The 24155-nt window shown below is 63.1% G+C and carries 23 protein-coding genes; 14 read left to right on the top strand and 9 right to left on the bottom strand.

Going from position 1 to position 24155, the window contains the following annotated elements:
• Nucleotides 1-24 precede the first annotated feature (24 nt).
• From DCO48_RS19495 to DCO48_RS19465, 7 genes are all read left to right on the top strand, one after another.
• A complete protein-coding gene (locus DCO48_RS19495) occupies nt 25-768 on the top strand; it encodes a hypothetical protein (RefSeq protein ID WP_116552244.1) in 744 nt (247 codons plus the stop codon).
• A gap of 480 nt (nt 769-1248) precedes the next feature.
• Nucleotides 1249-1338, top strand: coding sequence for a K(+)-transporting ATPase subunit F (gene kdpF, locus DCO48_RS19490; RefSeq protein ID WP_116552243.1), 90 nt, complete (start codon nt 1249-1251; stop codon nt 1336-1338).
• 8 nt (nt 1339-1346) lie between these two features.
• Nucleotides 1347-3041 (top strand): potassium-transporting ATPase subunit KdpA, encoded by a 1695-nt coding sequence (gene kdpA, locus DCO48_RS19485; protein ID WP_116552242.1) that lies wholly within the window; start codon nt 1347-1349, stop codon nt 3039-3041.
• A 10-nt stretch (nt 3042-3051) separates the two neighbouring features.
• A complete protein-coding gene (gene kdpB / locus DCO48_RS19480) occupies nt 3052-5109 on the top strand; it encodes a potassium-transporting ATPase subunit KdpB (RefSeq protein ID WP_116552241.1) in 2058 nt (685 codons plus the stop codon).
• Between the two features lie 15 nt (nt 5110-5124).
• Nucleotides 5125-5685 carry a potassium-transporting ATPase subunit KdpC gene (gene kdpC / locus DCO48_RS19475; RefSeq protein WP_116552240.1) on the top strand — a complete coding sequence of 187 codons (561 nt, stop codon included), beginning with the start codon at nt 5125-5127 and terminating at the stop codon, nt 5683-5685.
• 96 nt (nt 5686-5781) lie between these two features.
• Complete coding sequence (locus DCO48_RS19470; protein WP_116552239.1) at nt 5782-8439, top strand: sensor histidine kinase KdpD; 2658 nt, start codon at nt 5782-5784, stop codon at nt 8437-8439.
• Nucleotides 8436-9134 carry a response regulator gene (locus tag DCO48_RS19465; protein WP_116552238.1) on the top strand — a complete coding sequence of 233 codons (699 nt, stop codon included), beginning with the start codon at nt 8436-8438 and terminating at the stop codon, nt 9132-9134. Before DCO48_RS19470 ends, DCO48_RS19465 begins: the two co-directional genes overlap by 4 nt.
• Nucleotides 9135-9186: 52 nt before the next feature.
• On the opposite strand, the gene DCO48_RS19460 is transcribed toward DCO48_RS19465, so the two are convergent.
• Nucleotides 9187-10206 carry a patatin-like phospholipase family protein gene (locus DCO48_RS19460; protein ID WP_116552237.1) on the bottom strand — a complete coding sequence of 340 codons (1020 nt, stop codon included), beginning with the start codon at nt 10204-10206 and terminating at the stop codon, nt 9187-9189.
• Nucleotides 10207-10370: 164 nt separating this feature from the next.
• Between DCO48_RS19460 and DCO48_RS19455 the strand changes: the two genes are divergently transcribed.
• From DCO48_RS19455 to DCO48_RS19445, 3 genes are all read left to right on the top strand, one after another.
• Nucleotides 10371-10649, top strand: a complete 279-nt coding sequence (locus DCO48_RS19455) for a hypothetical protein (RefSeq protein ID WP_116552236.1) — start codon at nt 10371-10373, stop codon at nt 10647-10649.
• Nucleotides 10650-10663: 14 nt separating this feature from the next.
• On the top strand, nt 10664-11431 hold the full coding sequence (locus tag DCO48_RS19450; RefSeq protein WP_116552235.1) for a CHAD domain-containing protein: 768 nt from the start codon (nt 10664-10666) through the stop codon (nt 11429-11431).
• An 83-nt stretch (nt 11432-11514) separates the two neighbouring features.
• Nucleotides 11515-12312, top strand: coding sequence for an acyl-CoA thioesterase II (locus DCO48_RS19445; RefSeq protein WP_116552234.1), 798 nt, complete (start codon nt 11515-11517; stop codon nt 12310-12312).
• Nucleotides 12313-12315: 3 nt separating this feature from the next.
• Here DCO48_RS19445 and DCO48_RS19440 read toward each other — a convergent pair whose 3' ends face one another.
• The 3 genes from DCO48_RS19440 to DCO48_RS19430 form a co-directional block, all read right to left on the bottom strand.
• A complete protein-coding gene (locus DCO48_RS19440) occupies nt 12316-12678 on the bottom strand; it encodes an Mpo1-like protein (RefSeq protein ID WP_116552233.1) in 363 nt (120 codons plus the stop codon).
• A gap of 88 nt (nt 12679-12766) precedes the next feature.
• The gene (locus DCO48_RS19435; protein ID WP_116552232.1) at nt 12767-14245 is read right to left on the bottom strand and encodes a methyl-accepting chemotaxis protein; all 1479 of its coding nucleotides are present in this window, start codon (nt 14243-14245) and stop codon (nt 12767-12769) included.
• A gap of 86 nt (nt 14246-14331) precedes the next feature.
• Complete coding sequence (locus DCO48_RS19430) at nt 14332-15138, bottom strand: TatD family hydrolase (RefSeq protein ID WP_116552231.1); 807 nt, start codon at nt 15136-15138, stop codon at nt 14332-14334.
• Between the two features lie 165 nt (nt 15139-15303).
• Here DCO48_RS19430 and DCO48_RS19425 point away from each other — a divergent pair, with 165 nt between their 5' ends.
• The 4 genes from DCO48_RS19425 to DCO48_RS19410 all read left to right on the top strand — a co-directional run bounded on the left by DCO48_RS19425 (nt 15304) and on the right by DCO48_RS19410 (nt 18446).
• On the top strand, nt 15304-16698 hold the full coding sequence (locus DCO48_RS19425) for a transglycosylase SLT domain-containing protein (protein ID WP_116552230.1): 1395 nt from the start codon (nt 15304-15306) through the stop codon (nt 16696-16698).
• A gap of 208 nt (nt 16699-16906) precedes the next feature.
• Complete coding sequence (locus tag DCO48_RS19420) at nt 16907-17338, top strand: DoxX family protein (protein ID WP_116552229.1); 432 nt, start codon at nt 16907-16909, stop codon at nt 17336-17338.
• Between the two features lie 179 nt (nt 17339-17517).
• Complete coding sequence (locus DCO48_RS19415) at nt 17518-17937, top strand: hypothetical protein (RefSeq protein WP_116552228.1); 420 nt, start codon at nt 17518-17520, stop codon at nt 17935-17937.
• A 200-nt stretch (nt 17938-18137) separates the two neighbouring features.
• A complete protein-coding gene (locus tag DCO48_RS19410; protein ID WP_116552227.1) occupies nt 18138-18446 on the top strand; it encodes a hypothetical protein in 309 nt (102 codons plus the stop codon).
• A 28-nt stretch (nt 18447-18474) separates the two neighbouring features.
• Here DCO48_RS19410 and DCO48_RS19405 read toward each other — a convergent pair whose 3' ends face one another.
• The 5 genes from DCO48_RS19405 to DCO48_RS19385 all read right to left on the bottom strand — a co-directional run bounded on the left by DCO48_RS19405 (nt 18475) and on the right by DCO48_RS19385 (nt 23998).
• A complete protein-coding gene (locus DCO48_RS19405; RefSeq protein ID WP_116552226.1) occupies nt 18475-19527 on the bottom strand; it encodes a fimbrial protein in 1053 nt (350 codons plus the stop codon).
• Nucleotides 19528-19589: 62 nt separating this feature from the next.
• Entirely contained in the window at nt 19590-22112 is a 2523-nt protein-coding gene (locus DCO48_RS19400) for a fimbria/pilus outer membrane usher protein (protein WP_116552225.1), read from the bottom strand.
• A gap of 18 nt (nt 22113-22130) precedes the next feature.
• Entirely contained in the window at nt 22131-22886 is a 756-nt protein-coding gene (locus tag DCO48_RS19395) for a molecular chaperone (RefSeq protein ID WP_116552224.1), read from the bottom strand.
• Between the two features lie 75 nt (nt 22887-22961).
• Nucleotides 22962-23510, bottom strand: coding sequence for a fimbrial protein (locus tag DCO48_RS19390; protein WP_116552223.1), 549 nt, complete (start codon nt 23508-23510; stop codon nt 22962-22964).
• 302 nt (nt 23511-23812) lie between these two features.
• The gene (locus tag DCO48_RS19385; RefSeq protein WP_116552222.1) at nt 23813-23998 is read right to left on the bottom strand and encodes a hypothetical protein; all 186 of its coding nucleotides are present in this window, start codon (nt 23996-23998) and stop codon (nt 23813-23815) included.
• Between the last annotated feature and the right edge of the window lie 157 nt (nt 23999-24155).

Here is a 24155-nt window from a genome sequence, read left to right as displayed (position 1 = left end):
CAATTAACCGGGAAGGATTCTCTTGTGAAATACATTCTCCGTGTTTTGTTCGTGTGGTTCGGGTTGTGTAGTTTGCTGTTTGCTCAAGATGTGCCGGGAGCCAGGGAGCTAGAGAGAGCGGATGCTACCGGAGAAAAGCTGGCGGAGATTGTCGGGAAAATTACTAGAGATAAGGAAGGTGCAATTAATCGAGCTGATGCAACGACCCCGCAAATAAAGGCTCTGCTATTACAACTCAAAGAAGAGTACCTCCTGGCAGCGGAGGCAGGTAACGCCGTGGCTATGTACAAGCTGGGTAACATGCTGGCCAAAGATTTAATGAGGTTTGAGGGATGCGTTGCATTTGGTATGTCTGCTAAAAATGGCCTAATGGCAGGGAGTGTGGCGGCAATGAGGTGCCTGTCGGGTCCCGATGTTAGAGGGCGCGTGCGAGAAGATCAGTTCGAAACGTTGAGGCGGGCCATGAAATCAACCGATCTATACGCTGTTTATTACCCGATAGCCTATCTGAATCCAATCTGTTTTGGTCCACCGCAGGTTGATCTTAGGGCAATGGGCCCAGATGAACGTCGTGCGCACTTGATACCTCAGCCATTGAGTGAGCAGCAGTTTAGGGTAGAGGGGAACTATCTGCTGGCCCTGAATGTGTTGGAGATGAAAGGTCGCTCAGGTTGGGAAGAGGCACAGGAATATGCTAACGAAGCTTTCAGGGGGGGATGCAAAAATGATAAAGAGCTGAGGCGCCTGCTTGAGGTGCTTAAACCTTAGGGGGAGATCTCGGCGAGTTGCGGGAAATGGACCTGGTAGTGACCCCTCCCATCAAGAAGATGCTTGATCGCCGTTGAGAAAGGTAGTTTGTCAATGGCTTCAAGTTCTTCAGTCAATAGCTCTTGCCATTCCTCAGCTTCACATAAAGCCGCATTTGTCTTTGTGGTCTCCGCAGGTGTTTGTGAGGTTGCAAGAGCCGAAGAGATTAGGCCACTCAAAGGTCGCTTGTGCACGTCGTCCTTTTTGAATGAAATGCTCTATGTGACAGTCTGTAGCCTCGAGTTTCGTGGCTTGCGGCGTGCACTCTAATGTGACTGAATCATCCTATTGCAAAACCATTTCACCCTGGACTTCTCGTTTACCATCCCTAAACTTTACGCGATCTTTATACCCATCCCACTCCCCCGGTCTCGTCCCTTTACAGCCTCCCGCCGGACAATTCCTCCAAGCGGCATTCAAGCCGCAGGACGGAGACTCTTCATGAACATTCTGGACGGGGTGTCACTGCTGCTGGCAGTGGCGTTGTTTGTGTACCTGATGGTTGCGCTGCTGCGCGCCGATCGCCACTAGGAGCCACCATGCACAGTTACGACTACGCAGTGCTGCTGGCCTTCTTCGCCTTGGTGCTGCTGCCCGCACCGTGGCTCGGGCGTTTTTACTACAAGGTCATGGAAGGCCAGCGCACCTGGCTGAGCCCCGTACTCGGCCCGCTGGAGCGCGGCTGCTACCGCATCGCCGGGGTCGACCCGGCCAGCGAGCAAAGCTGGAAGAAGTACGCCCTGGCCTTGCTCGCCTTCAACCTTGCCGGCTTCCTGATGGTGTTCGGCGTGCTGCTGTTCCAGGGCTACTTGCCACTGAACCCGCAACACCTGCCCGGCCAGGAATGGTCGCTGGCGTTCAACACCGCTGTCAGTTTCATGACCAACACCAACTGGCAGTCCTACAGCGGCGAAGCCTCGGTCAGTTACCTGAGTCAGATGCTCGGCCTCACCGTGCAGAACTTCGTCAGCGCCGCCACCGGCCTGGCTGTGCTGGTCGCCTTGTGCCGTGGCATCGCCCGCCGCTCGGCGAGCACCGTGGGTAACTTCTGGGTCGACATGACCCGCGCCACCCTCTATGGCCTGCTGCCGCTGTGTCTGCTGCTGGCGCTGTTCCTGGTCTGGCAGGGCGTGCCGCAAACCTTCAGCGACTACGTCCACGCCCTGACCCTGCAAGGCGCCGACCAGACCATCCCGCTGGGTCCGGCCGCCAGCCAGATCGCGATCAAGCAACTGGGCACCAACGGCGGTGGCTTCTTCGGCGTGAACTCGGCGCACCCGTTCGAGAACCCCAGCGCCTGGAGCAACCTGTTCGAAGTCGCCTCGATCATCCTGATTCCGGTGGCTCTGGTATTCACCTTCGGCCACTACGTGAAGGACCTGCGCCAGAGCCGCGCGATCATCGCCTGCATGCTCGCGCTGTTCCTGATCGGCGGCGGCACCGCGCTGTGGGCCGAGTCGCAGCCCAACCCGGCACTGAGCAACCCGCAGGTCGAACAGACGGCTCCGCTCGAAGGCAAGGAAAGCCGCTTCGGCACCACCGCCAGCGTACTCTGGACCGTCACCACCACCGCCGCCTCGAACGGTTCGGTGAACAACATGCATGACAGCCTCAACCCGATTGCCGGGATGGTCGCGCTGGTCAACATGATGGTCGGCGAGGTGATCTTCGGCGGCGTTGGTGCCGGCCTCTACGGCATGCTGCTGAACGTGCTGATCGCGGTGTTCCTCGCTGGCCTGATGATCGGCCGCACCCCGGAATACCTCGGCAAGAAACTCCAGGCGCGGGAAGTGCAATTGCTGGTGGCGACCCTGCTGGTCATGCCGATTGGCGTGTTGGTGCTCAGCGCCATTGCCTCAAGCCTGTCCGGCCCGGTGGCCTCGGTGACCAACCCCGGCGCGCATGGCTTCAGCCAGTTGCTCTACGCCTACACCTCGGCCAGTGCCAACAACGGCTCGGCCTTCGCCGGCCTGGGCGCCAACACCACCTTCCACAACCTGATGATCGGCCTGGGCATGCTGATCGGCCGCTTCGGCTACATCCTGCCGGTACTGGCCCTGGCCGGGTGCCTGGCGGCGAAGAAAAGCGCCCCGGTCGGGCAGAACAGTTTCCCGACCCATGGCCCGCTGTTCGCCACCTTGCTGGTGGTGACCATCCTCCTGGTCGGTGGCCTGACCTTCCTGCCGGCACTGGCCTTGGGCCCGATCGCCGAACACCTGAGCATGGGTTTCTAAGGAACTGATCATGAATATGCCGATTCCCGAAGTGAAAGCGGCCGTTAGCCCGGCTGCGGCCCGCACCACCTTCGCCGCACTGTGGCGGCCGGCGCTGGTGCAAGCGTTCGTCAAGCTCGACCCGCGTCAGTTGAAGCGCTCGCCAGTGATGCTGGTGGTGGAACTCACCGCCATCTTCACCACACTGCTGTGCTTCGTGCCGCAGAGCGGCGTGAGTACCGCGGTGGCCGTGCAGATCGCCCTGTGGTTGTGGTTCACCGTGCTCTTCGCCAACTTTGCCGAGGCGCTCGCCGAGGGCCGTGGCAAGGCCCGTGCCGACAGCCTCAAAGCCGGTAGCCAGGGCCTCAGCGCTCGACGCCGGACCGCCTCGGGCGGCTTCGAGGTAGTCCCCGCCACGGCCCTGCGCAAAGGCGATGTGGTGCGCGTGGACGCCGGGGAGATGATTCCTGGCGACGGCGAAGTGCTCGAAGGCATCGCGGCCGTCAACGAGGCGGCGATTACCGGTGAGTCTGCGCCGGTGATTCGCGAATCCGGTGGCGACCGCTCAGCCGTCACTGGCAATACCCGGCTGGTGTCCGACTGGTTGCTGGTGCGGATCAGCGCCAACCCTGGCGAGTCGACCCTGGACCGGATGATCGCCCTGGTCGAAGGCGCCAAGCGCCAGAAAACCCCCAACGAGATCGCCCTGGACATCCTGCTGATCGGCCTGACGCTGATCTTCCTGGTGGTGGTGGTGACCTTGCAGCCGTTCGCGCACTTTGCCGGCGGCGCAATCCCGATGGTGTTCCTGGTGGCGTTGCTGGTCACGCTGATCCCCACCACCATTGGCGGCCTGCTCTCGGCCATCGGTATCGCCGGCATGGACCGTCTGGTGCGCCTCAACGTGATTGCCCGCTCCGGGCGTGCGGTGGAAGCGGCCGGCGACGTGCACGTGCTGATGCTCGACAAGACCGGCACCATCACTTTCGGTAACCGCCGTTGCAGCGCGGTACTGGCGGCACCGGGCGTCACCGCGCGTGAGTTGGCCGAGGGCGCCTTGCTGGCCTCGCTGGCCGACGATACTGCCGAAGGCAAGTCGGTGGTCGAGTACCTGCGCCAGTTGCACGACTTCGACGAGCCGGACAGCACGCTACTGACGGCGGTGCCGTTCAGCGCCGAGACGCGGCTGTCCGGGGTGGACTTCCAGCAGCGCCGCTACCGCAAGGGCGCGGTCGATTCGGTGCTGGCCTTCGTGGGCATGCAGCGCCTGGAAATGCCGGCCTCGCTGGCCCGCGAAGTGGACAGGATTGCCCAGAGTGGCGGCACGCCGCTGCTGGTGTGCGTGGACAAGCGCCTGCTCGGTGCGATCCACCTGAAGGATGTGGTCAAGCCGGGTATTCGCGAGCGCTTCGCCGAGCTGCGCAAGCTCGGTATCCGTACCGTGATGGTGACCGGCGACAACCCGCTGACGGCCGCCGCCATCGCTGCCGAGGCCGGGGTCGACGACGTGCTGGCCGAGGCCACCCCGGAGAAGAAACTGGCGCGGATTCGTCAGGAGCAGAACGACGGGCGCCTGGTCGCGATGTGCGGCGACGGTGCCAACGATGCGCCGGCACTGGCCCAGGCCGACGTCGGCATGGCGATGAACGATGGCACCCAGGCGGCGCGCGAGGCGGCCAACATGGTCGACCTCGACAGCGATCCGACCAAACTGCTCGACGTGGTGCAGGTGGGCAAGGAGCTGCTGGTGACCCGTGGCGCGCTGACCACCTTCTCGATTGCCAACGACGTGGCCAAGTACTTCGCCATCCTGCCGGCGCTGTTTGCGGCGATCTATCCGCAACTGGGCGTGCTCAACTTGATGCGCCTGAGCAGCCCGCAGAGTGCGATTCTGTCGGCCATCGTGTTCAACGCCTTGATCATCGTCGTGCTGATCCCGCTGGCCTTGCGCGGGGTGCGGGTGCAGGCGGCGAGTGCCGCGCACCTGCTGCGGCGCAACCTGCTGATCTATGGCGTGGGCGGGCTGGTGGTGCCGTTTGTGGGGATCAAGTTGATCGACATGTTGCTGACTGCGTTGCACCTGGTCTGAACCGAGGAAGAGAACATGACTACTGTGGTACGTCCGGCCTTGAGCCTGATTCTGTTGATGACCCTGATTACCGGTGCGGTGTATCCGCTGGTGGTAACCGGGATTGCCCAAGTGGCGTTTCCCGAGCAGGCCAATGGCAGCCTGGTGCGCGACGAGCAGGGCCAGGTGCGTGGCTCCCGCCTGATTGCGCAGCCTTTCCAGGGCGATGCGTGGTTCCAGTCGCGGCCGTCGGCGGCCGATTATGCGACGGTGGCCAGTGGCGCGAGCAACCTGGCGCCGAGTAATCCGGCGTTGGCGACGCGGGTGAACGAGGCGGCAGCGGGGCTCTACCTTGAGCAGCAGGGGCCGGTGCCGCTGGCGCTGCTGACTACCTCCGGCAGTGGCCTCGACCCGCACTTGCCGCCGGCAGCGGTGGCCTATCAGCTGCCACGGGTGGCGGCGGCACGACAAATACCGCTGGAGGCCTTGCAAGGCCTGGTCGAGCAGTCCACCCTGCGGCCATTGGTAGGGCCGCCGGTGGTGAATGTGCTGGCGTTGAATGCAAGCCTGGAGCGCGTAGCGCCACTGGCGAAGTAACCATCCCAGCGTGTGGACGACCCTGTGGCAGCCGGCATTGCCGGCTCCCACAGGGTTTTGCAGTTTCCCCCGATTGAGTCAAGGACACGCCGTTACATGACAGATTCCACCCGCGCTGACGCGCTGTTGGCCGAGCTGCCCCGTGAAGGTCGCGGCCGGCTAAAAGTTTTTCTCGGCGCTGCCCCCGGTGTCGGCAAAACCTACGCCATGCTGCAAGCCGCGCACGCGCAACTGCGCCACGGCCGCAAGGTGCTTGCCGCCGTCGTCGAAACCCACGGCCGCAGCGAAACCGAAGCGCTGCTTGGCGGCTTGCCGCAACTGCCACTGCTGCGCAGCGAATACCGCGGCGTCACCCTCGAAGAAATGGACCTCGACGGCCTGCTCAAGGCTGCCCCGGAGCTCGCTCTGGTTGACGAACTGGCCCATAGCAACGCCCCCGGCAGTCGTCATGCAAAACGCTGGCAGGACGTGCAGGAACTGCTCGCCAGCGGTATCGACGTGTACACCACGGTCAACGTCCAGCACCTGGAAAGCCTCAACGACCACGTGCGCGGCATTACCGGCGTGCAGGTCCGCGAAACCCTGCCGGACTGGGTCCTGCAGGAGGCCTTCGAGCTGGTCCTGATCGACCTGCCGCCACGTGAGCTGCTCGAACGCCTGCGCGAAGGTAAGGTCTACGTGCCGGAACAGGCCCGCGCCGCCATCGATGCGTTCTTCACCCAGACCAACCTCACCGCGCTGCGCGAACTGGCCATGCAAACCGCTGCCGCGCAAGTCGACGCCGACCTCGCCAGCGGCTACCGCAAACTCGGCCAGGATGCCCCGGCGCTGCGCGGGCGGCTGTTGGTCGGGGTCGATGGCGATAGCCAGGCCGAACGCCTGGTGCGCCACGCCAGTCGCGTCGCGCAACGCCGGCACCTGCCCTGGAGCCTGGTCCACGTCGACAACGGCCGGTTGCGCGACGAAAGTGCCCGCCAGCGCCTGCAAGCCGCCCAGCAACTGGCCGAGCGCCTCGGCGGCGAAGTGGTGCTGCTGCGCGCCGGCGAGGTGGCGCACACGTTGATCGAACATGCCCTCGAACGCCGCGCCAGCCTGGTGCTGGTCGGCCAGTCGCGCGCCCGCTTGCGCCGACGCTTCTTCGGCGCCGGCGTCGCCGCCCGTTTGCTGCGCGAATCCCACGGCCTGGAAATCAACGTGCTCGATCGCGATGGCGCGCAACCGGAAGCGCCGCGTGCCGCCGTCGCCGGTGACTGGCCGTGGCGGCACTACGCGCTGGCGCTGCTGGCCACGGTGTGCGCCTCGGGCCTGGCCTGGGCGGTGTCCAGCGTGCTGGCGCTGCCGAACATCTCGCTGGTGTTCCTCGCCGCGGTGCTGCTGGTGGCAGTGCGCAGCAGCCTGGGTCCGGCGCTGGCTTGTGCGGCAATGTCGTTCCTGGCCTACGATTTTCTGTTCATCCCGCCGACGTTTTCGTTCAACATCCAGCGCGAAGAGGATGTGCTGACCTTGCTGTTCTTCCTGCTGATGGCGGCGCTTACCGGCAATCTGGCGGCCCGCCAGCGTCGGCAGTTGCAGGCATTGCGTGAAACCCAGGAACAGACCAGCCAACTGCTCGACCTGTCGCGCAAGCTCACCGCCGCCACCGACGCCAGGGCGGTGTACAGCGCCGCCGGCCAGCACCTGGAAGGCTTCAGCGACGTGCAGGTGTGCCTGCTGGAGCGCGATGTGGAAGGCCGGTTGCACGTGGCGCTGGGGGCGCCGCTGCAGTTCAGCGACAACGAACGCGCCGCCGCCGACTGGGCCTGGCAGCACGACCAGGCGGCAGGACTGGGCAGCGACACGCTGCCCAACGGTCGCTGGTGGTGGTGGCCGCTGTCGGTGGAGGAGGGTCCGCTGGCGCTGCTTGGCGTACGCCCGCGCGAAGGCCAGAGCCTGACCGCCCAGCGCCGTCGCCTGCTCAAGTCGCTGTGTCAGCCGCTGGCCCAGGCCCTGGCCCGCGCCCGACTCGCCGACGAGCTGGAAGCGGCACGTCTGCATGGCGAAACCGAGCAACTGCGCAGCGCCTTGCTGGCGTCGGTATCGCACGATCTGCGCACGCCGCTGACGGCCATGCGCGGCAGCATCGACAGCCTGCTGGCGCTGGGCGAGGCGATCCCGCTGGAAGACCGCCGCGAGCTGCTCGAAGGCACCCGTAACGAGGCCGAGCGCCTCGATCGCTATATCCAGAACCTGCTCGACATGACTCGCCTGGGCCATGGCGGGCTCAAGCTGGCCCGCGACTGGGTGGCGCCGAGCGACATTGTCGGCAGCGCCCTGAATCGCCTGCGGGTGGTGCTCGCGCCGTTGCAACTGCACACCGATGTGCCGGCCGACTTGCCGTTGCTGTATGTGCATGCGGCGCTGATCGAGCAGGCCCTGGTGAACGTGCTGGAAAACGCCGCGCGCTTCTCGCCGGCGCAAGGTCGGCTGGCACTGCGGGTGACGGTGGAGGAGGGCGAGCTGTGCCTGGCGGTGGCCGATGAAGGGCCGGGGATTCCGTTGGCCGAGCGCGAGCAGATCTTCGACATGTTCTACACCGCTGCGCGCGGTGATCGCGGTGGCCAGGGCACGGGCCTTGGCCTGGCGATCTGCCGGGGCATGATCGGTGCGCATGGCGGGCATATCCGTGTGGCTGACGGCATCGATGGTCAGGGCACCTGCATCACACTATGCTTGCCGCTTCCGGCCCAACCCGAAATGGACAGCGAGACCCCATGAGCCTGACTGCGACCGTACTGGTCATCGACGATGAACCGCAGATTCGAAAATTCTTACGTATCAGCCTGGCCTCCCAGGGCTACAAGGTGCTGGAGGCCGGCACCGGCGGCGAGGGCTTGAGCCAGGCGGCGGTGGGCCGCCCGGACCTGGTGGTGCTCGACCTCGGTTTGCCGGACATGGACGGTCAGCAGGTGTTGCGCGAGCTGCGCGAGTGGAGCCAGGTGCCGGTGCTGGTGTTGAGTGTGCGTGCCAGCGAGGTGCAGAAAGTCGAGGCGCTGGATGGCGGTGCCAACGATTACGTGACCAAGCCGTTCGGCATTCAGGAATTTCTCGCGCGGGTCCGGGCGTTGTTGCGCCAGGTGCCGCAAACCCAGGCCGAGGAAACCGCGCCGCAGTTCGGCCCGCTGACTGTCGACCTGGCCTACCGGCGGGTGACGCTGGAGGGGCAGGAGGTGGCGTTGACGCGCAAGGAGTATGCCTTGATCGCCCAGTTGGCGCGCCATCCGGGGCGGGTGATTACCCAGCAGCAGTTGCTCAAGGACATCTGGGGGCCAACCCATGTCGAGGACAGTCATTACTTGCGGATCGTGGTGGCGCATGTGCGCCAGAAGCTCGGCGATGACCCGACGGCGCCACGGTTTCTGGTGACGGAGCCGGGGGTCGGGTACCGGCTGATTGCGCCGGGGCAGGGCTGAGCCAGGCGCCAACGCCTCGCTCCCACAGAAGGCCCGCCTTCACCAAAAGCTGTTAGCGCCGCTCCGCTTCATAGTTATCCAGCGTATCCCGCGCAATCTCTCGGCCCAGCGCGATCAGCTCCGGTGCCTTGTAGAACTCGAAGAACCGGCACACCCGCTTCGGCACGTTGATCAGCACATCCGGCGGATACCCGGCAATCTTGTACTGCGCCAACGAGGTTTGCATCACCTCGAAACTCTGGTTGATCAGGTCCAGTAACGACGCCGGACCAACGTTGTCGACGATGAACGAACCCGTCGCCGACTTCGGCGCGCCCTCGCTCTCCGGCGCCGCTGCCGGTTGCTGCGCCTCCGGTGTCGCTGCGTCGGCCAGCCACGGGTTGGGCAGCTCCTGCGCCAGCCGGATCAGCGCCTCCGTCGGCTTGCGCCGAAACGGCATGTGCGAACCCAGCGAACTGATCAGGCTGTCGAAACGCAACTTGAACGCGGCCGGCCGCTCGATCACCGGCAGTTGGTACTGCTTCTGGTTGGTCGAGTTGAGGTTCACCGCAATGATCAGGTCGCAGTGGCTGGACACCACCGGCACAATCGGCAATGGGTTGAGAATGCCGCCATCGACCAGCATGCGGTTACCTTGCACCACGGGCGTGAACAAGCTTGGAATCGCTGCCGAGGCGCGCATCGCCTGATGCAGGCAGCCCTCCTGGAACCAGATTTCCTGTTGGTTGGTCAGGTCGGTTGCCACCGCGGTATAGGGAATGCGCAGTTCCTCGATATTGATCTCGCCGACGATCTTGCGGATCTGCCCGAAGACCTTCTCGCCACGGATCGCACCCAGGCGGAAGCTCACGTCGACCAGCCGCAGCACGTCCAGGTAATCCAGGCTTTCGATCCAGTTGCGGTACTCGTCGAGCTTGCCGGCGGCATAGATCCCACCAATCACCGCGCCCATCGAGCAACCGGCAATGCAGGCGATGTCGTAGCCGCGCCGCTCCAGCTCCTCGATCACACCGATATGCGCATACCCCCGCGCCCCACCTGAACCCAGTACCAGCGCCACGCGTTTGCCCATGGATCGTTCCCCCGCGTTGGACCCGCCGTCAATGGTCTAACAATGCACCCTTTCGTGGCTGCGCTTCAATCGCCTCGAACGCTGCGCTACGCTGTCAGGGCACTTTTGTGCCATTACGCCGTCGAAGTCGCCAACCCGCCCCTTTTTTCCTTGAGGTAATACCGATGAAAGCCTGGATTTTTCTGCCCTTGATCGTTTTGGCGCTGGCCGGCTGTGCGGGCAAGACGGCCTACCGCGACAGCTGCGCGAATCAACTGGACAGCGCCTGGAAAGAACTCGACCTGGCCAAGGCCGAAGGCTTCGCCGGCACTGTGAGCTATTCCAAGGCCTTGTCGCTGCTGACCGGCGCCAAAACCCAGCAGCAATTCGAAGCCTTCGAAGGTTGCAGCAAAAAGGCCGAGACAGCGCGCTTCTACATCCGCGAATCCCGCGCCGGTCGCTAACCGAGGAGTAGCCCATGTCGGCCATGCTCGACCATGTGATTGCCCAGGTGCTGAGCCTGCAGGTGCGCCTGCTGGCCTGTCAGGCGCGACTTGAGGCCAACACCGACAGCGAAGCGCTGCACGACCTGCGCACCAGCGTACGGCGTCTGCGCAGCCTGCTGCGGCCCTTGCGCGGCTTGCCGGGGGTGGAGCAGTTGGAAGACGCCGCGGCGGCGGTCGGCCAACTGACCACGCCGCTGCGCGACCGCGAGGTGCTCGCCGCACAGTTATTCAAGTGCGGCCACGCAGCGGCCGCCGCCAGCCGCCTGGCTCACCGCGGCGAGGCCTTCGCCAGCGTTGCCGCCAGCGCCGAGCTGGCGCGCGTGCTGGCCATCGTCGATGCGTTTCCGATGTTCCTGCGCGCCGCCCAGCGCGAAAAACTCGTGCGCCGGCTGCACGTGCGTATCGGCAAGCGTCTGGGCAAGCAGTGGCACATACTCAACCGGGCAATTCACGACCCGGCCCACGACCGTCACCACCTGCGCCTGCTGATCAAACGGGTGCGCTACGGCGCCGAAGCCTATCCGCACCTTGAGCGGCTCAGCGGCGGCCTGATGGGGGCGCTGAAACGCGCGCAGGCGGACCTTGGCGACTGGCACGACCTGCTGCAATGGCTGCTGCAAGCCGAGCAGCAGGCCGACCTGGCCCCTTGTGTGGAACGCTGGCAGGCGCAGCTGGTGCTCGCCGAACAACGCGCAGAGCGCACGCTTGAGCGGTTGCTCAAGGCAATCGACGGCCGATAATCCTGTCAATTGGCGTAAATGCGGGCTGTTCGCTGGGAAGTCTCTGAGTAACATCGTGGGACTTTTCGCAGGTCGAGGTCCGCATGAACTTTTCCCAACTGCTCACTGCTGTGCGGCAACGCCCGCAAGACGTCACTATTCCTGCCAGTTGGGCCCAGGGGCGCGCCAGTTTTGGCGGGCTGATGGCGGCCCTGCTGTATGAAGCCATGCATGCCAAGGTGTCCCCGGCGCGCCCGGTACGCTCGCTGGCGATCACCTTTGTCGGCCCGGCTGCGCCAGACGTGTCGATCAGTTTCGACGTCGAGTTGCTGCGTGAAGGTGGCTCGGTCAGCACGCTGCTCGGCCGCGCCGTGCAGAACGGCCAGGTGGTCACGGTGATGCAGGGCAGCTTCGGCGCCGGGCGCGATTCGCGGATCGACGTGCCGGCCTTGCCCGCGGTAGACATGCCTAGCCTGGCCGAGGCCAGCCAGGAACTGCCGTTCATCAACGGCGTGACCCCGGCCTTCATCCAGCACCTGTCGATGCGCTGGGCGATTGGCGGCTGGCCGTTCAGTGGCAAGAAGGAGCGGCAGATGGGCGGCTGGGTACGGCTCAAGGGCGATGCCGAAGACGTGGTCACCGAAGCCCACCTGCTGGCGTTGGTGGATGCCTGGCCGCCGGCCTTGCTGCCGCACCTGAACACACCTGCGGCCGGCAGCACGCTGACCTGGACCATCGAATTCGTCCAGCCGGTGGCCAGCCTGAGTACCCTCGACTGGTGCCGCTACTGCGCCGATATCGAGCACGCCCGCGATGGTTATGGGCATGTCGCGGCGCAGTTGTGGAACGCCCAGGGCGAACTGTTGGCGCTCAGCCGGCAGACGGTGACGGTGTTCGCCTGAGTCTCAGTGCCGGTGGCGTTCGCGCCAGGCGCGCCACCAGGCACCACTGAGGACGAAGCGCGGGAAGGTCACGAACTGTTCCACCAGTAGCCGTTGCACGGCGTCCTTGCGGTCGGCGAACGGTTCCGGCTGCTCGGCTTCCAGGCGGTGCCCCTGGCGCTGCAGGACCAGGCCGGCAAGCAGGCCGATGATGCCGACCGCCATCGTGCCCAGGTCGAGGTCGAACAACCCGCTCAGCACCAGCAGCACGCCAAGCATGAACAGCGGCACGGCAATCAGGTGCAATACCAGGTTGGTCGGGTTGCGATGGTTGTTCGGGTAGCCGCGCCATTGCCAGGCGGGCAGGTTGGGAAGACGTTTGTTCATCGCAGGGTTCCTCAGCGTGACACATTCGGACATGCCTGAAGAATAGATTGGCCCCCGCTCGGGAGCCAATCGCACCTGTCTATGGCGCTTATAGCTTGAGCTGGCCGATGGCCTTGCTCAGTTCGCCGGCCAGGGTCGCCAGCTCGTTGCTGGTGGTGGCCGAATCCACGGTCTGCTGGACGGTTTCCTCGGTGACGTCGCGGATGCTCACCACCGCCCGGTTCATTTCCTCGGCCACCTGGCTTTGCTGTTCGGCCGCTACCGCAATCTGCGTGTTGCTCTCGCGCATCTGCGCCACGGCGCCGGTGATCTCGGCCAGCGCCTCGCCGGCTTCCTGGGCCTGCTTGACGCAGTCGTCAGCCTTGTACGAGCTCTCCTGCATGAAATCCACTGCGTCACGGGTACCGGCCTGCAAGGCGGAAACCATGGTGGTGATTTCGTCGGTGGAGGCCTGTACCCGCTTGGCCAGGTTGCGCACCTCGTCGGCGACCACCGCGAAACCACGGCCCAGGTCGCCGGCGCGTGCGGCTTCGATGGCGGCGTTGAGCGCGAGCAGGTTGGTCTGCTCGGCGATGCTGTGGATCACCCCGACCACACCGTTGATCTTCTGGCTGTCTTCGGCCAGTTGGCGAATCATTTCGGCGGTTTGCTGCACGCCGCTGGACAACCCGGAAATCGAATCCTGCACCCGGCTGACCACGATCTGACCGCTGCCGGCGAGGGCGTCGGCGCTTTGCGACAGGTCGCGGGTGGCACCGGCGTGCTGGGCAATGTGGTAGACGGTGGCGGTCATTTCGTTGATCGCCGTCGCCGCCTGGTCGGTTTCGCTTTGCTGGCCGAGCATGCCGTGGCGCACGTCGTTCATGCTCGCGGCCAGGCGTGCGGCACCCGAGTCGAGCTGCGCGGCGGTGCGTGCGACGGTGTTTACCACCCGGTGGTAGGTGGTCTGCATGGCGTTGAACGCCGAGGCCATCTGCCCGACTTCGTCGCCACAGGCCAGCGGTACGCGGGCCGAGAGGTCGCCGGTTTTCTCGACGTGGAGCATCACATCTTTGAGGGTATTGAGCTGGCTGAGCAGGAAACGGATCAACAGTTGCGAGGCGCAGAGCATCGCCAGCATCAGGATCAGCACACACACCGCGTAATTGGCGAAGCGGTCGCCGAACACCTGGAGGATGCTCGGCGCCTGAGCCAGCACGGCAATGCGCTGGCCGTCGTGGTTGAGTACCTGGGCGCCGATCAGCGGGTCGTTGCCAAACACCGGGAAGCTATTCAGTGCGACCCAGCCCTGGGCGTTGCTCAGGCGGTCGAGGGTGGCGCCCTCGAAACGTGGCGCTTGCCCGGCGGCGAAGCTCACCCAGCGGCGGTCTTGCGGCAACGCCTGGCCGGCCGGCCAGCTGGCCAGCAGCTTGGCTTCGGACTGGGCCTGGGCCTGCGCGGTTTCCGCGCGCGCCTGCTGCTCCAGGTGCACGGCGTAGAGCACCAGGAACAAGGTCGTGACGAAGGCGACCGCGTTCACGGCCCAGAACTTGTACTTCAGGGAGATATTGCTAAGCCAGGCACCCATGGTAGGTCTTCTCTGAATTGGCGGAAACATTGTTGGCAAGGTGCCATCATTGTGTCCGACAATTCAGGGATAAATCTTGATATGCGTCAAGCCCGTTCTGGTAAGCCAAAGAACGCCCGCGCGCAGGCGCTGGTGTGCGCGGCAACGACTTCCGGGCTTTCCTTGCGGTGCCGGGCCACCTCGCGCAAGACCTCCGGTAGATAGGCCGGTTCGTTGCGGCCACTTTTCGGTTTTGGCCGCAGGCTGCGCGGCAGCAGGTAGGGCGCGTCGCTTTCGAGCATTAATCGGCCTGCGGGGATGCTGGCCATCAGCGGGTGCAGGTGGGTGCCACGGCGCTCGTCGCAGATCCAGCCGGTGATGCCGATGTGCAGGTCGAGGTCGAGGTAGCCGAACAGCGCCTCGCGCTCGCCGGTGAAGCAATGCACCACCGCCGCAGGCAACTGATCGCGGTAATGCTTGAGGATTGCCAGCAGGCGCCCGCTGGCGTCGCGTTCGTGCAGGAACAGCGGACGCTGCGCCTCGACGGCCAGGGCCAGGTGTTCTTCGAGGACCTTTTCCTGCTGTGGACGTGGCGAGAAATCGCGGTTGAAGTCCAGCCCACATTCGCCCACCGCCCGCACCCGTGGCTGGTCGAGCAGGGCGCGCAGTTGACGAGCGCTATCGGCAGTCCAACTGCTCGCATCGTGGGGGTGGATGCCGGCGGTGCTGAACAGCCGCTGGCCGCTTTCGTCCAGTTGCAAGCACAGCGCCAGAGCGCTTTCGCTGCCTTCCAGGCTGGTACCGGTGACCAGCATCTGGCGTACGCCGGCCGCCTCGGCGCGTTCAAGAATGTCCTGGTGCTTGCCGGCGAAACTTGAGTTGGTCAGGTTGACGCCGATGTCGATGAGTTGCATGGTGCTACCTCGCAGAGTGCGGCAGTAAAAGCCTTGGCGGGCCTGAAAATATCAACAATGCCAAGAACTTCAAGGCGTTGTCGCGGTCTTTTGCGGTCCTTTGTCATGGAATGACCGCAGCGTATGACGCCAAATAATCCATCGCGACCTGTTCATGGAGAGTGGATGACGCGAGCCTTGCTGCCGTTGCTGGTGTGTCTCGCTCTGCTCCTGGCCGGGCCGGCGCAGGCGCGCCTGCCGGGGCCGCAGCAGGCCGTGCCGGCGGCCAAGGTCCGTGACCTGGCGCAGATCCGCAGCAGCCGTGAACTGCGCGTGCTGGTCAATCAGAGCCGCAACAGCTCGGGCCAGGTCAAGGGCGAGTCGGTGGGGGTGGAGTATCACCGGTTGCGCGCGTTCGAACACTACCTCAATGCCCGCGCCCGCGACGGCGCGGAAATCCGCCTGAAGATCATCCCCAAAGCCAAGGAGCAACTGCTCGCAGCGCTGCTGCGCGGCGAAGGCGATCTGGCCGCGCCGGGCGAGCTGCTCGACCCCAGCTCCACCCGCGGCGTCAGTGCCAGCGACCCGGTACGCGAGCAGGTCGCGCTGGTACTGGTCGGGCACAAGGGCGGGCGGATTTACCAACGCGTCGAGCAGTTGTCCGGACGAACCCTGGCGCTGACCAGTGCCAGCGCGGCCGGCGACACCCTGCACGAAATCAACCAGAAGCTGGCCTTGCGCAAGCTGGCGCCGATCAAGGTCGAGTGGGTCGACCCGAGCCTGGCGGTGGAAGACGTGCTGGAGATGGTGCAGGCCGGGGTCTATCCGTTGACCGTGGTCGAACAGCCGATTGCCGAGCGCTGGGCGCGGGTGATGCCCAAGCTGCAGGTGCAGCGCAAGCTGCGCCTGACCGAACCTGAAGCGATGCACTGGTATGTGCGCCGCGACGCGGCGATGCTGCATGCCAGTGTCGATCGCTTTTTGCAGGGTTACCGCGTGCCGGAGAACCAGGATGCCGCCTTCGAGCGCATCTACCGACGCCTGTACAAGGTGCACAATCCGCTGGCGCGGGTCAGTCGTCAGCGTCTGGAGAAACTCCGCCCGGTGCTGCAACGCCATGCGCAGGCGCAGAACATCGACTGGCTCAACCTGGCTGCACTGGCTTTCAAGGAGTCGTCGCTCGACCCTTCGGCACGCGGTGCCGGCGGTGCCCATGGGCTGATGCAGATTACCCCGAGTGCGGCGCAGCGGGTCGGCGTAAGCGATATCGCCAGCGTTGAAGGCAATGTCCAGGCCAGCGCCCGCTACCTGGCGCTGATCCGCAAGCAGTTCTTCGCCAGCAACCAGCTCAACGAGCGCGAGCGCATGGCTTTTGTGCTGGCGGCTTACAACCTCGGCCCGGAGCGGGTCCAGGCGATGCGTGCCGAAGCTCGGCGGCGCGGGCTCAACGGCAATCAGTGGTTCTTCCAGGTGGAACGGGTGGCCATGGAGCAGGTGGGGATGGGCCCGGTCAGCTATGTTAATAGCGTCAACAAGTATTTCCTGGCCTACGACCGGCAGCGGCGATCGCTGGAACCGTGAGTCGGCTGCCCCGCTGGGTGCCAGCCCTGCCCGCGATGAGGCCAGGCGCGGTGGCTGCTGTGCTGCCGATCACTGGCAAGGGCAGTGCACACCGGGGTTAAAGTTATCGATATTATAGATTTTAATGTCGCAGTATTTGCGCTTTTAGCATTGGTAAATATGATTAATATGGCGACCAACACCTAACACCTCCTCTAAGGAAGACAGCATGAACGCCATTCATTCCATCGTCTCCACTCGCGCCGGCTGGGGCATCACCGTCCTGCGCATCATCGTCGGCATCATCTTCATGGCCCACGGTTCGCAGAAGCTCTTCGGTCTGTTCGGCGGCGGCGGGCTGGCCGGCACTGCGCAGTACATGGAAAGCATCGGCTTGCACCCGGGCACCCTGATGGCCATGCTCGCTGGCGGTGCCGAATTCTTCGGCGGCCTGGCCTTGGTCATCGGCTTGCTGGCACGGCCGGCGGCCTTGGCGATCGTCGGCTTGCTGGTGGTGGCGATCTTCTCGGTGCACATCAACAATGGCCTGTTCATGGCCAACAACGGCTACGAATTCGCCCTGGCTTTGCTCGGTGGTGCGCTGGCGGTGCTGATCGAAGGCGCGGGCAAGGCCTCGCTGGATCGGTTGATTGCCAAGTAGGCCGTTCACCAGCGGAAGGGCCCCGCCGATCGGGCCCTTTTTGGTTCTGCCCAGGCGTTCAGCAGTGCCCGGCCCTGGCATTTTTGCCAGGTGCGGATAGGCAAGCGCTGGCATAACCTTGCCGTGCCAGCAGCCAAGACCTGTCACTTCCCGGATATGAGCTGGCAAGGAGATGGACCATGCCCTATGTTGCACTGGAGTTTGATCATCGTATCGCTCAGCCGGCTATCCAGTGGATCGTGGTGAGCTGCTCGGGGGTTGGCGAAAAATGCGGTGGCCCGATTGCGTTGTCGCCGCGTCATGATGTTGCCTACTTTCTTGATCAGGCGACTGCCGAGCACGATGCCAGGATGTTCGCCGAGTACAAGAACAACGCGGACGCCGAGACGCCGCCGGCCACCGGTCAACCTGCCAGGCATTACGCCTATCAGTGGGACCACCATGTGTTTTCCTCGACCTTGTGCTGGGGCGTACTGAACTGGTCAGGTATCGAGGGGGTGCAGTCAAAGCGCACCGACGTTGCCTATTTTGTCGACCCGAGTACTGCGCAGGCAGACTCTAGGGCATTTTCCTTCATGCGTGACAAGGGGCGAGCGTAGGAATTCTCTGATGGATGTTTAAGCGGGTCGGTTGACAGTCGGCCCGCTGCTTCTCTAGGATGCAGACTTGCGCCGATTTAAACAGCTACTTGCGGGGCGCAGGAAAACCCCAAGTGGTTTTCCGAATACCGCTAAAGCGCTGGTTCGGTGACGCCTCCCACCGCAGCCCAGCGGGATTCGCGAGGCGGAGAGAGTGCTCCATGAGTTGCCCACGTACCAGTGTTTGCCTAACCCCGATTCCTTCCAGCCAGTCGGCTCGTACCCCCCGCATCCTGCTGGGCGGTCAGCATCAGCCGACCCTGCTGCGTTACCTTGATGGCTGGCCACGCCGTAAGGGCCGTGCCACTGCCTTCCTCATCCAGTTCTGTGATAACACCTCGTCCCTGAGTCACTTCGGCAATGATCGCTTCGACCTGGCCGTGGTACAGGCACCGTCGCGCGAAGATGCCGCCGAGGTGATCGGGCACCTGACCCGGATCGCCCGGCAGGGGTTGATTACTCGGGGTTGAGTGGCCGCGAGCAAGGCAACGTTCTGGATTACTTGTAGAAGATCGTGAATGACAGGGCACCCTCGGCCTTGCCTGCCCCGACTGTGGTATCGGTCTGGTAGTAGCGTGCCTTGAATTTAAGGTCAATGTTTCCGGCGCTGACCGGCATGTGTTCCACTTCTTTCTTTAGCGGTACTACCCTGTCGTTGGCATCCAGTAGCTGAATGCCGATGCCGGCTACGCTGGACGTAAACACTCCTTGGTCATCGTCCCAGCCAGTTGAGCCAGCAGTCGGGTCCAACTGTATATAGGCATTGGCTACCGGGTTGCCGCTGGCGTCGGCGACGCAGCTGTTCAGGGCAATGCTGAAATCTTTGGCTGTGGTCGTGTAGCCTTGCTGGGTGAAGTCCGAGGCTTTCCAGTCGCCGAGATTAACTTCGATGGGGGTCACCGGGTTCTGCGTGACGTTGCACTCCGCCTGAGTCACGGTGCCCATCACGCCGACGCTCAGACCGTCGGGCACGCCAGTATACGAAGCGGTGCCCAGGGTCTGGTCCAGCTGGTGCGGCTGCCCCGATGCGATTGGCCCGGTTTTGATCAGGGTGACGTACGCTTTGATGGAGTTGTGCGCCAAGTCCGCTGGTAGTTGAAAGTCGATGACCGCCTGGAACGGTATGATGCTGCCGGTTGGACTTTTCCAGGAGTACTGAGCGACACCGTCGTACGGTGACGCGGGTTCAATCTGCACGCCAATGCCCGGGATATTGGTTTCCATCACCGTGCCGCTGATGCCCGGGAATGAGTTCTGCACGATCGGTGAGTCGTTTCGGAAGTCGAGGTTAAGGACCGTATCGCCATTGTTCGCGCAACGGATGACCGAGATAGGGTCGGATTTACCGTACAGTTTTCTCGCAGCAATGACGTCGCCGACTTTGGCATCCCTAGGTATATAGTGTGCCCCCAGATCTAGCACCAGATCTATCTTTGCCGCAGAGCCAGGGTCCCAGCCGCAGGTGTTGCGGATGTCGGCGCTTACCGGAGTGGTTGTCAGCAGGCCGGTAATCAGCGTGAAGAGCATGCCGGCGATCAAACGATTGAACATGTCGTAGTTTCCTGGATGGGCGGGCGCGATGCGCCGTGCAACAAAGTAATGGGCAGGTGATATCAGCGGCAGATCAGGTCCTGAACGCGATAACCCTCTTCTTCGGGCATTTTCTGCACATCGAATTTCAGCTGGCACTGTTCGGCTGCCGTGTCGCCCCAGCGCACATTCAGGGTCTGTTGGTCACCCTCGGTGCCCAGCAAGGCCTGGCCGGCCTGGCCGACTACGCCCACGTTTGTGTCGGCGGAGTTGCTGATCTGGGCGCCGAAGGGAAGCGGCACGCCATCGGCCGTGCGGATGGTCAGGAACAGGCGCTCTACACGACGAGCCGGGAAGCTGGCCTTGACGATTGCGCCGCGGCGGGGGACAACTTGTGTTGCGCCGTTTTCGATTTCCACGTTTGGCTCCAGCTCGGCGATATCAAGCATGACTCGGTTGATCCGATAAGGTTGCAGATAGGGGATCAACGCATAGCCGCCCTGGTTGGTCTTGTTGCTGTCGGCGTTGACCAGGCCGACACCCTTGACTTGCGGTACATGCGCCAGGCCGCTGGTTTCGCCGACGTAGGTCCCGAACACTGCACCCTCGCTATGCAACAGTACGGCGCCGCTGGCGTTTAGCGAAACGCTGCGGAAATCGCTCCCTTGAGATACGCCGGCACCAATAGATGCAAATGGTGCTTGGTAGCCAAGCGACAACTCGCCGGTTTTTTGCTGGCGACCGTTGTCGGCCAGTGAGGCGCGATAGCTCAGACGACCTGCTTCGGTAACGCCTGAAAGCGCAGCGCGCTGGCTGACCTGGTTCTTGTTCTGTTGCAGGTCGTAGGTGGCTCTGGTGCTGCGTCCAAACTCGAACGGCATCGAAACACTCAGACCGATCTGCCGGTCGCTGCCAAAGTCATCATTGAGTGACTGGGAGGCGTACAGGTTGACGTTGACTGATTTGAAGCTGGTGGCGAAGTTGACTTGAAACTGACGCTGCTGATAGTCGCTATTCCAGTAGTCCTGTTGCGACAACGACAGGTTCAACGAGCTTTGCTTGCCAATGCTCTGCGACACCGAGGCCTCCAGCCGGCTGCGGCGGCTGCCGAGCAGACCCTGTTCGCTGTTGCGCTCGCGCAGCGCTTCGGAAAAGTCCCGGTAGCCTTCGGTGGAATAGCGATAACCGGCAAATCGCACGCTGGTCCGGGTGTCGAACGACTTGCTGTATTTCGCCGCATAACTCATCCCCCGGACTTGACGACGTGTTTCGCCCAGGCCGATATCGGCCACCGAGCGGGTCGCATCCACGGACAGCGCGCCGAAGCTGCCCAAGTTCTTCGTGATGCCGAGAGCCCCAGCCTGGTAGAAGTCATTGCTCATCAGGCCGCCATACAGCGTTGAGTTCCAGCCTATACCGCGCGCCAGGGTGCCCTGGAACAGTGGCGAGCCAGCGTCGCTCGCAGAGTCGCCTGGCGCGTTGTATCGGCCGACACTGGCGGTGTAGCGCCAGACGCCGTCGCGCAGCAGGTTGCTCATGGTCGAGTAGGGCTGGGTGAAGCGCCGTACCTGGCCATCGGATTCGGTCTGGATGATTTCCAACTCGCCGCTGCCCGATACGGCGCTCAGGTCGTCGATTTCATAAGGGCCGGCACTGACGTAGGTGGAGTAGATCGGAAAACCGTTCTGACGAATGTCCAGGCGTGCCCGGCTCATGGCGACCCCGCGTACCACTGGCGCGTAGTTACGTAGCGCGTCGGGCAGCATGTTCATGTCGCTTGCAACCTGCGCGCCGGTTATCGGTAGGCTACGGAAAATGTCGCCGGGGGTAGAGGTTTCTCCCAGTGTCAGTTGCGCAAGGGTTCCGGGCAGATCGCGCTGAACATAGGTATAGGCGCGTGACCATTCCTGGCGCCCCTGGCCGTCGTTCTGGAACGCATTGCTGCTGCGCAATCGCCAGGCGCCCAGGTTCAGGCCACTGGTCAGGTACAGGTACTGGCTGCTGCTGGAGCCACCCTGGTCGTGACGGCTTTGCTGGCCGGCAACCTGATAGTTGATGAAGGCCGAATTGATGCCGTCGTCCCACTGTGCAGGGTCGGTATACCCGGTCGAATCGCGGCGCATCAATATTTGTGGCACGGAGATCGACAACTGCATGCGGCTGGCATTGAGTTCGATCCTGGCTTCGGGGATCAAGCTTTGCAAATTGACACAGCCGGCTGCTTCGGGAGCGGGTAGTGGCCCCGGCAGGCTGTCGAGCTTTACGCCTAACGCTTCCACCAGCTTGAGCGACAGGCAGGGCAACAGCTCGCCTTGGGCATCGATGGAGAATTCCAGTTCACGGCGGTCAAAGAACGTACTGTTGATTTCGATGCTTACGGCGTAGCGCCCCGGTGCCAGCTCGTTGCTGACTAAGGCCTTGAGTGCCAGTGCATTGGCATCGCCGCCATGGCCACCCAATTGGCGCATGAAACCGGACTGGAACGCCACGACCTCTTCCGCGCGGGCGGTCATGCTGGCCAGTACGGCAAGGCAGCAGCCAGACAGGGTAAATAGGGAAGACAGCCGCCGGGCCAGCGGTGTGCGCCAGTGCAATGGAAGGTACATGTTCAGGTCCGCCCGGTGTTACAGATCAACGGCCACGGGCAGCGTCAATGGGGTAGAGAAGCCGCCGTAGTCGTTGATCGTGGAGAAATTAACCTGCATGCCAGGGGTGGGCTTGAAGCCCTCGAGCGCGAACTGCTGACTGCTCATGGGCGCGACCATGGGGGTGTGCTTCAGCTCGACCTTCTGGCGCCCGTCCTGCAGCTCCACCGTTATGAACGACACGAAGTACGGGCTCGGGTTGCTGACCTGCAGGTGAGGTGTGCCGTTAACCGAGCGCACCGACCAGCTCAAGCTTTTCAGGCTTTCCTGCGTGGTACTCGGCAGGCCCTTCGGGCGATAGAACAGCTTGATGCGCGAGCGCAGGGCGATGCTCAACGTGTTGCTTTTTGTCGAGCTGGCCTGGGGGATTTCCTGCACATTGAAAAAGAACAGCGACTCGCGGTCCTTGGGCAGCGAATTCGGCAGGCCGTGAATTTGCACCTGCTGATCCTTGCCGGCGTTGATACGGAACAGCGGCGGCGAGGCGATGAAGGGAACGGCCGTGCTCTGGTCGTCCGCAGCGGTATTTACCCAGGCCTGAACGGCAAAGGTATCTGGGCTGGGGTTGGATACCGTGATGGCGGTGCTGCGTTTGTCACCATCGAAGACCACGCGGGTACCGCTGAGTGTCAAAGCGCCATGGCTGCTCGGCAACCAGGCCAGCAAGGCCCCGAATAGCGCGCACGACAAGAGGCCGTGCCTGAGGGAACCAGGACGTTGAGTGAAGGCGTACATGGTAAGAATTCCTTGCCGATATCTCGGCCAGCGACAACGGGCAGAAAGCCCGTTGTCAGAGGTGGGTCGTGGTCATCAGTTGGGGGTGATTACCAGCTCGACATCGGCTTCGACAGAGCCCGCAGTTACCGCAGCGGCGGTGGAGATGAGCATGGCATCGAAGCTCATGATGCTAGCGGAGCCTGGCGCCAGGTCGAAGTCGGCAGAAGGCGTGCCATGCGCCACGAACGTACCGGTACGGGGATCGCGGATGGCGACAGCGATGCCGGTGGCCGGGTTGGTGAGCCCCGGACGTACACCGTAGTGAGTACCGCTGGCGGTGTAGGGCGTACTGAAGGTAACAGTGGCTTTCTTGTTGGTTCCCGGGATACAGCCACCACCTGGGGTCACGCGCAGCTGGAAGGGGTGTGGATAGGTCGTGACGTTTGCGGCGGTGAAGAAGCCGGCCCGGAACTCACCAAGGCCAATCTGGTTGGTAGGGTTGTTGCTACCCGGGTCGACGACCTCGACAGCACAGGTGCCATTGGTGATTTCACCGGAGAAATTGATTTGGCCATCGGCGGCAAAGGCCGAGGTGGATGCCAGACCCAGGGTCAGGGCAAGGCTGATAAGCGAAGTTTTCATGAAACGAATCCTTTGACAGGGTGAGTAGGTGAGATCGTCGTTCGACCATCCTTTTTTGTAAGAAAGGAAGGAGGGTGTCGGACTTGGCGCAGTGTATAGGGGGCTCGGATGGTGTCCGTATCAGCGGATTCGACGACGACTACAGATAATTCCGATGAGTCATGTAGGAAAATTCCTAGTCGATCATCGCAACATCAAACGGTGCTTGAGCACGTACGGTCCCGCAGCATTGCCTGCTCCTTGGAGCACCTCGACAGGTTCAGTGCTACATCGAGGTGCTCGGGGTGGTTAGGCTGGATGGGCTACCGCTTCCAGTCGGGCACGCCGGCAAACCTCACTTGCTTGGCCTTTTGGACAATGCCCGCTTGATTGATACCGTCAATTTGAAGATTGTTTATTGAATGGATCGCTTCTACATCATCGGGTGTTACCCATTTCCCATTCCTACCGGGCAACCTCTCGCCCATCTCTGCATATCGGCTGCCCATGACAGTAGTTCCTTCGCCCCGGCTCACAGCCGCTAGTAACCCAGTAGTAGGGTTTGCATGGGCCTGTCCCGTGACAACGGACGCCAAGAAGCGATACTTAAGTCGCTCTCTTGGAGGTTGCCATGTACCCAAGTACTCGCCGTAACTACACCGATGA

Source organism: Pseudomonas sp. SDI (assembly GCF_003105155.1).
In the GTDB taxonomy this organism is placed as follows: Bacteria; Pseudomonadota; Gammaproteobacteria; order Pseudomonadales; family Pseudomonadaceae; genus Aquipseudomonas.
The sequence above is the reverse complement of the archived record's forward strand: the minus strand, read 5'-3'. Positions and strand labels throughout refer to the sequence as shown.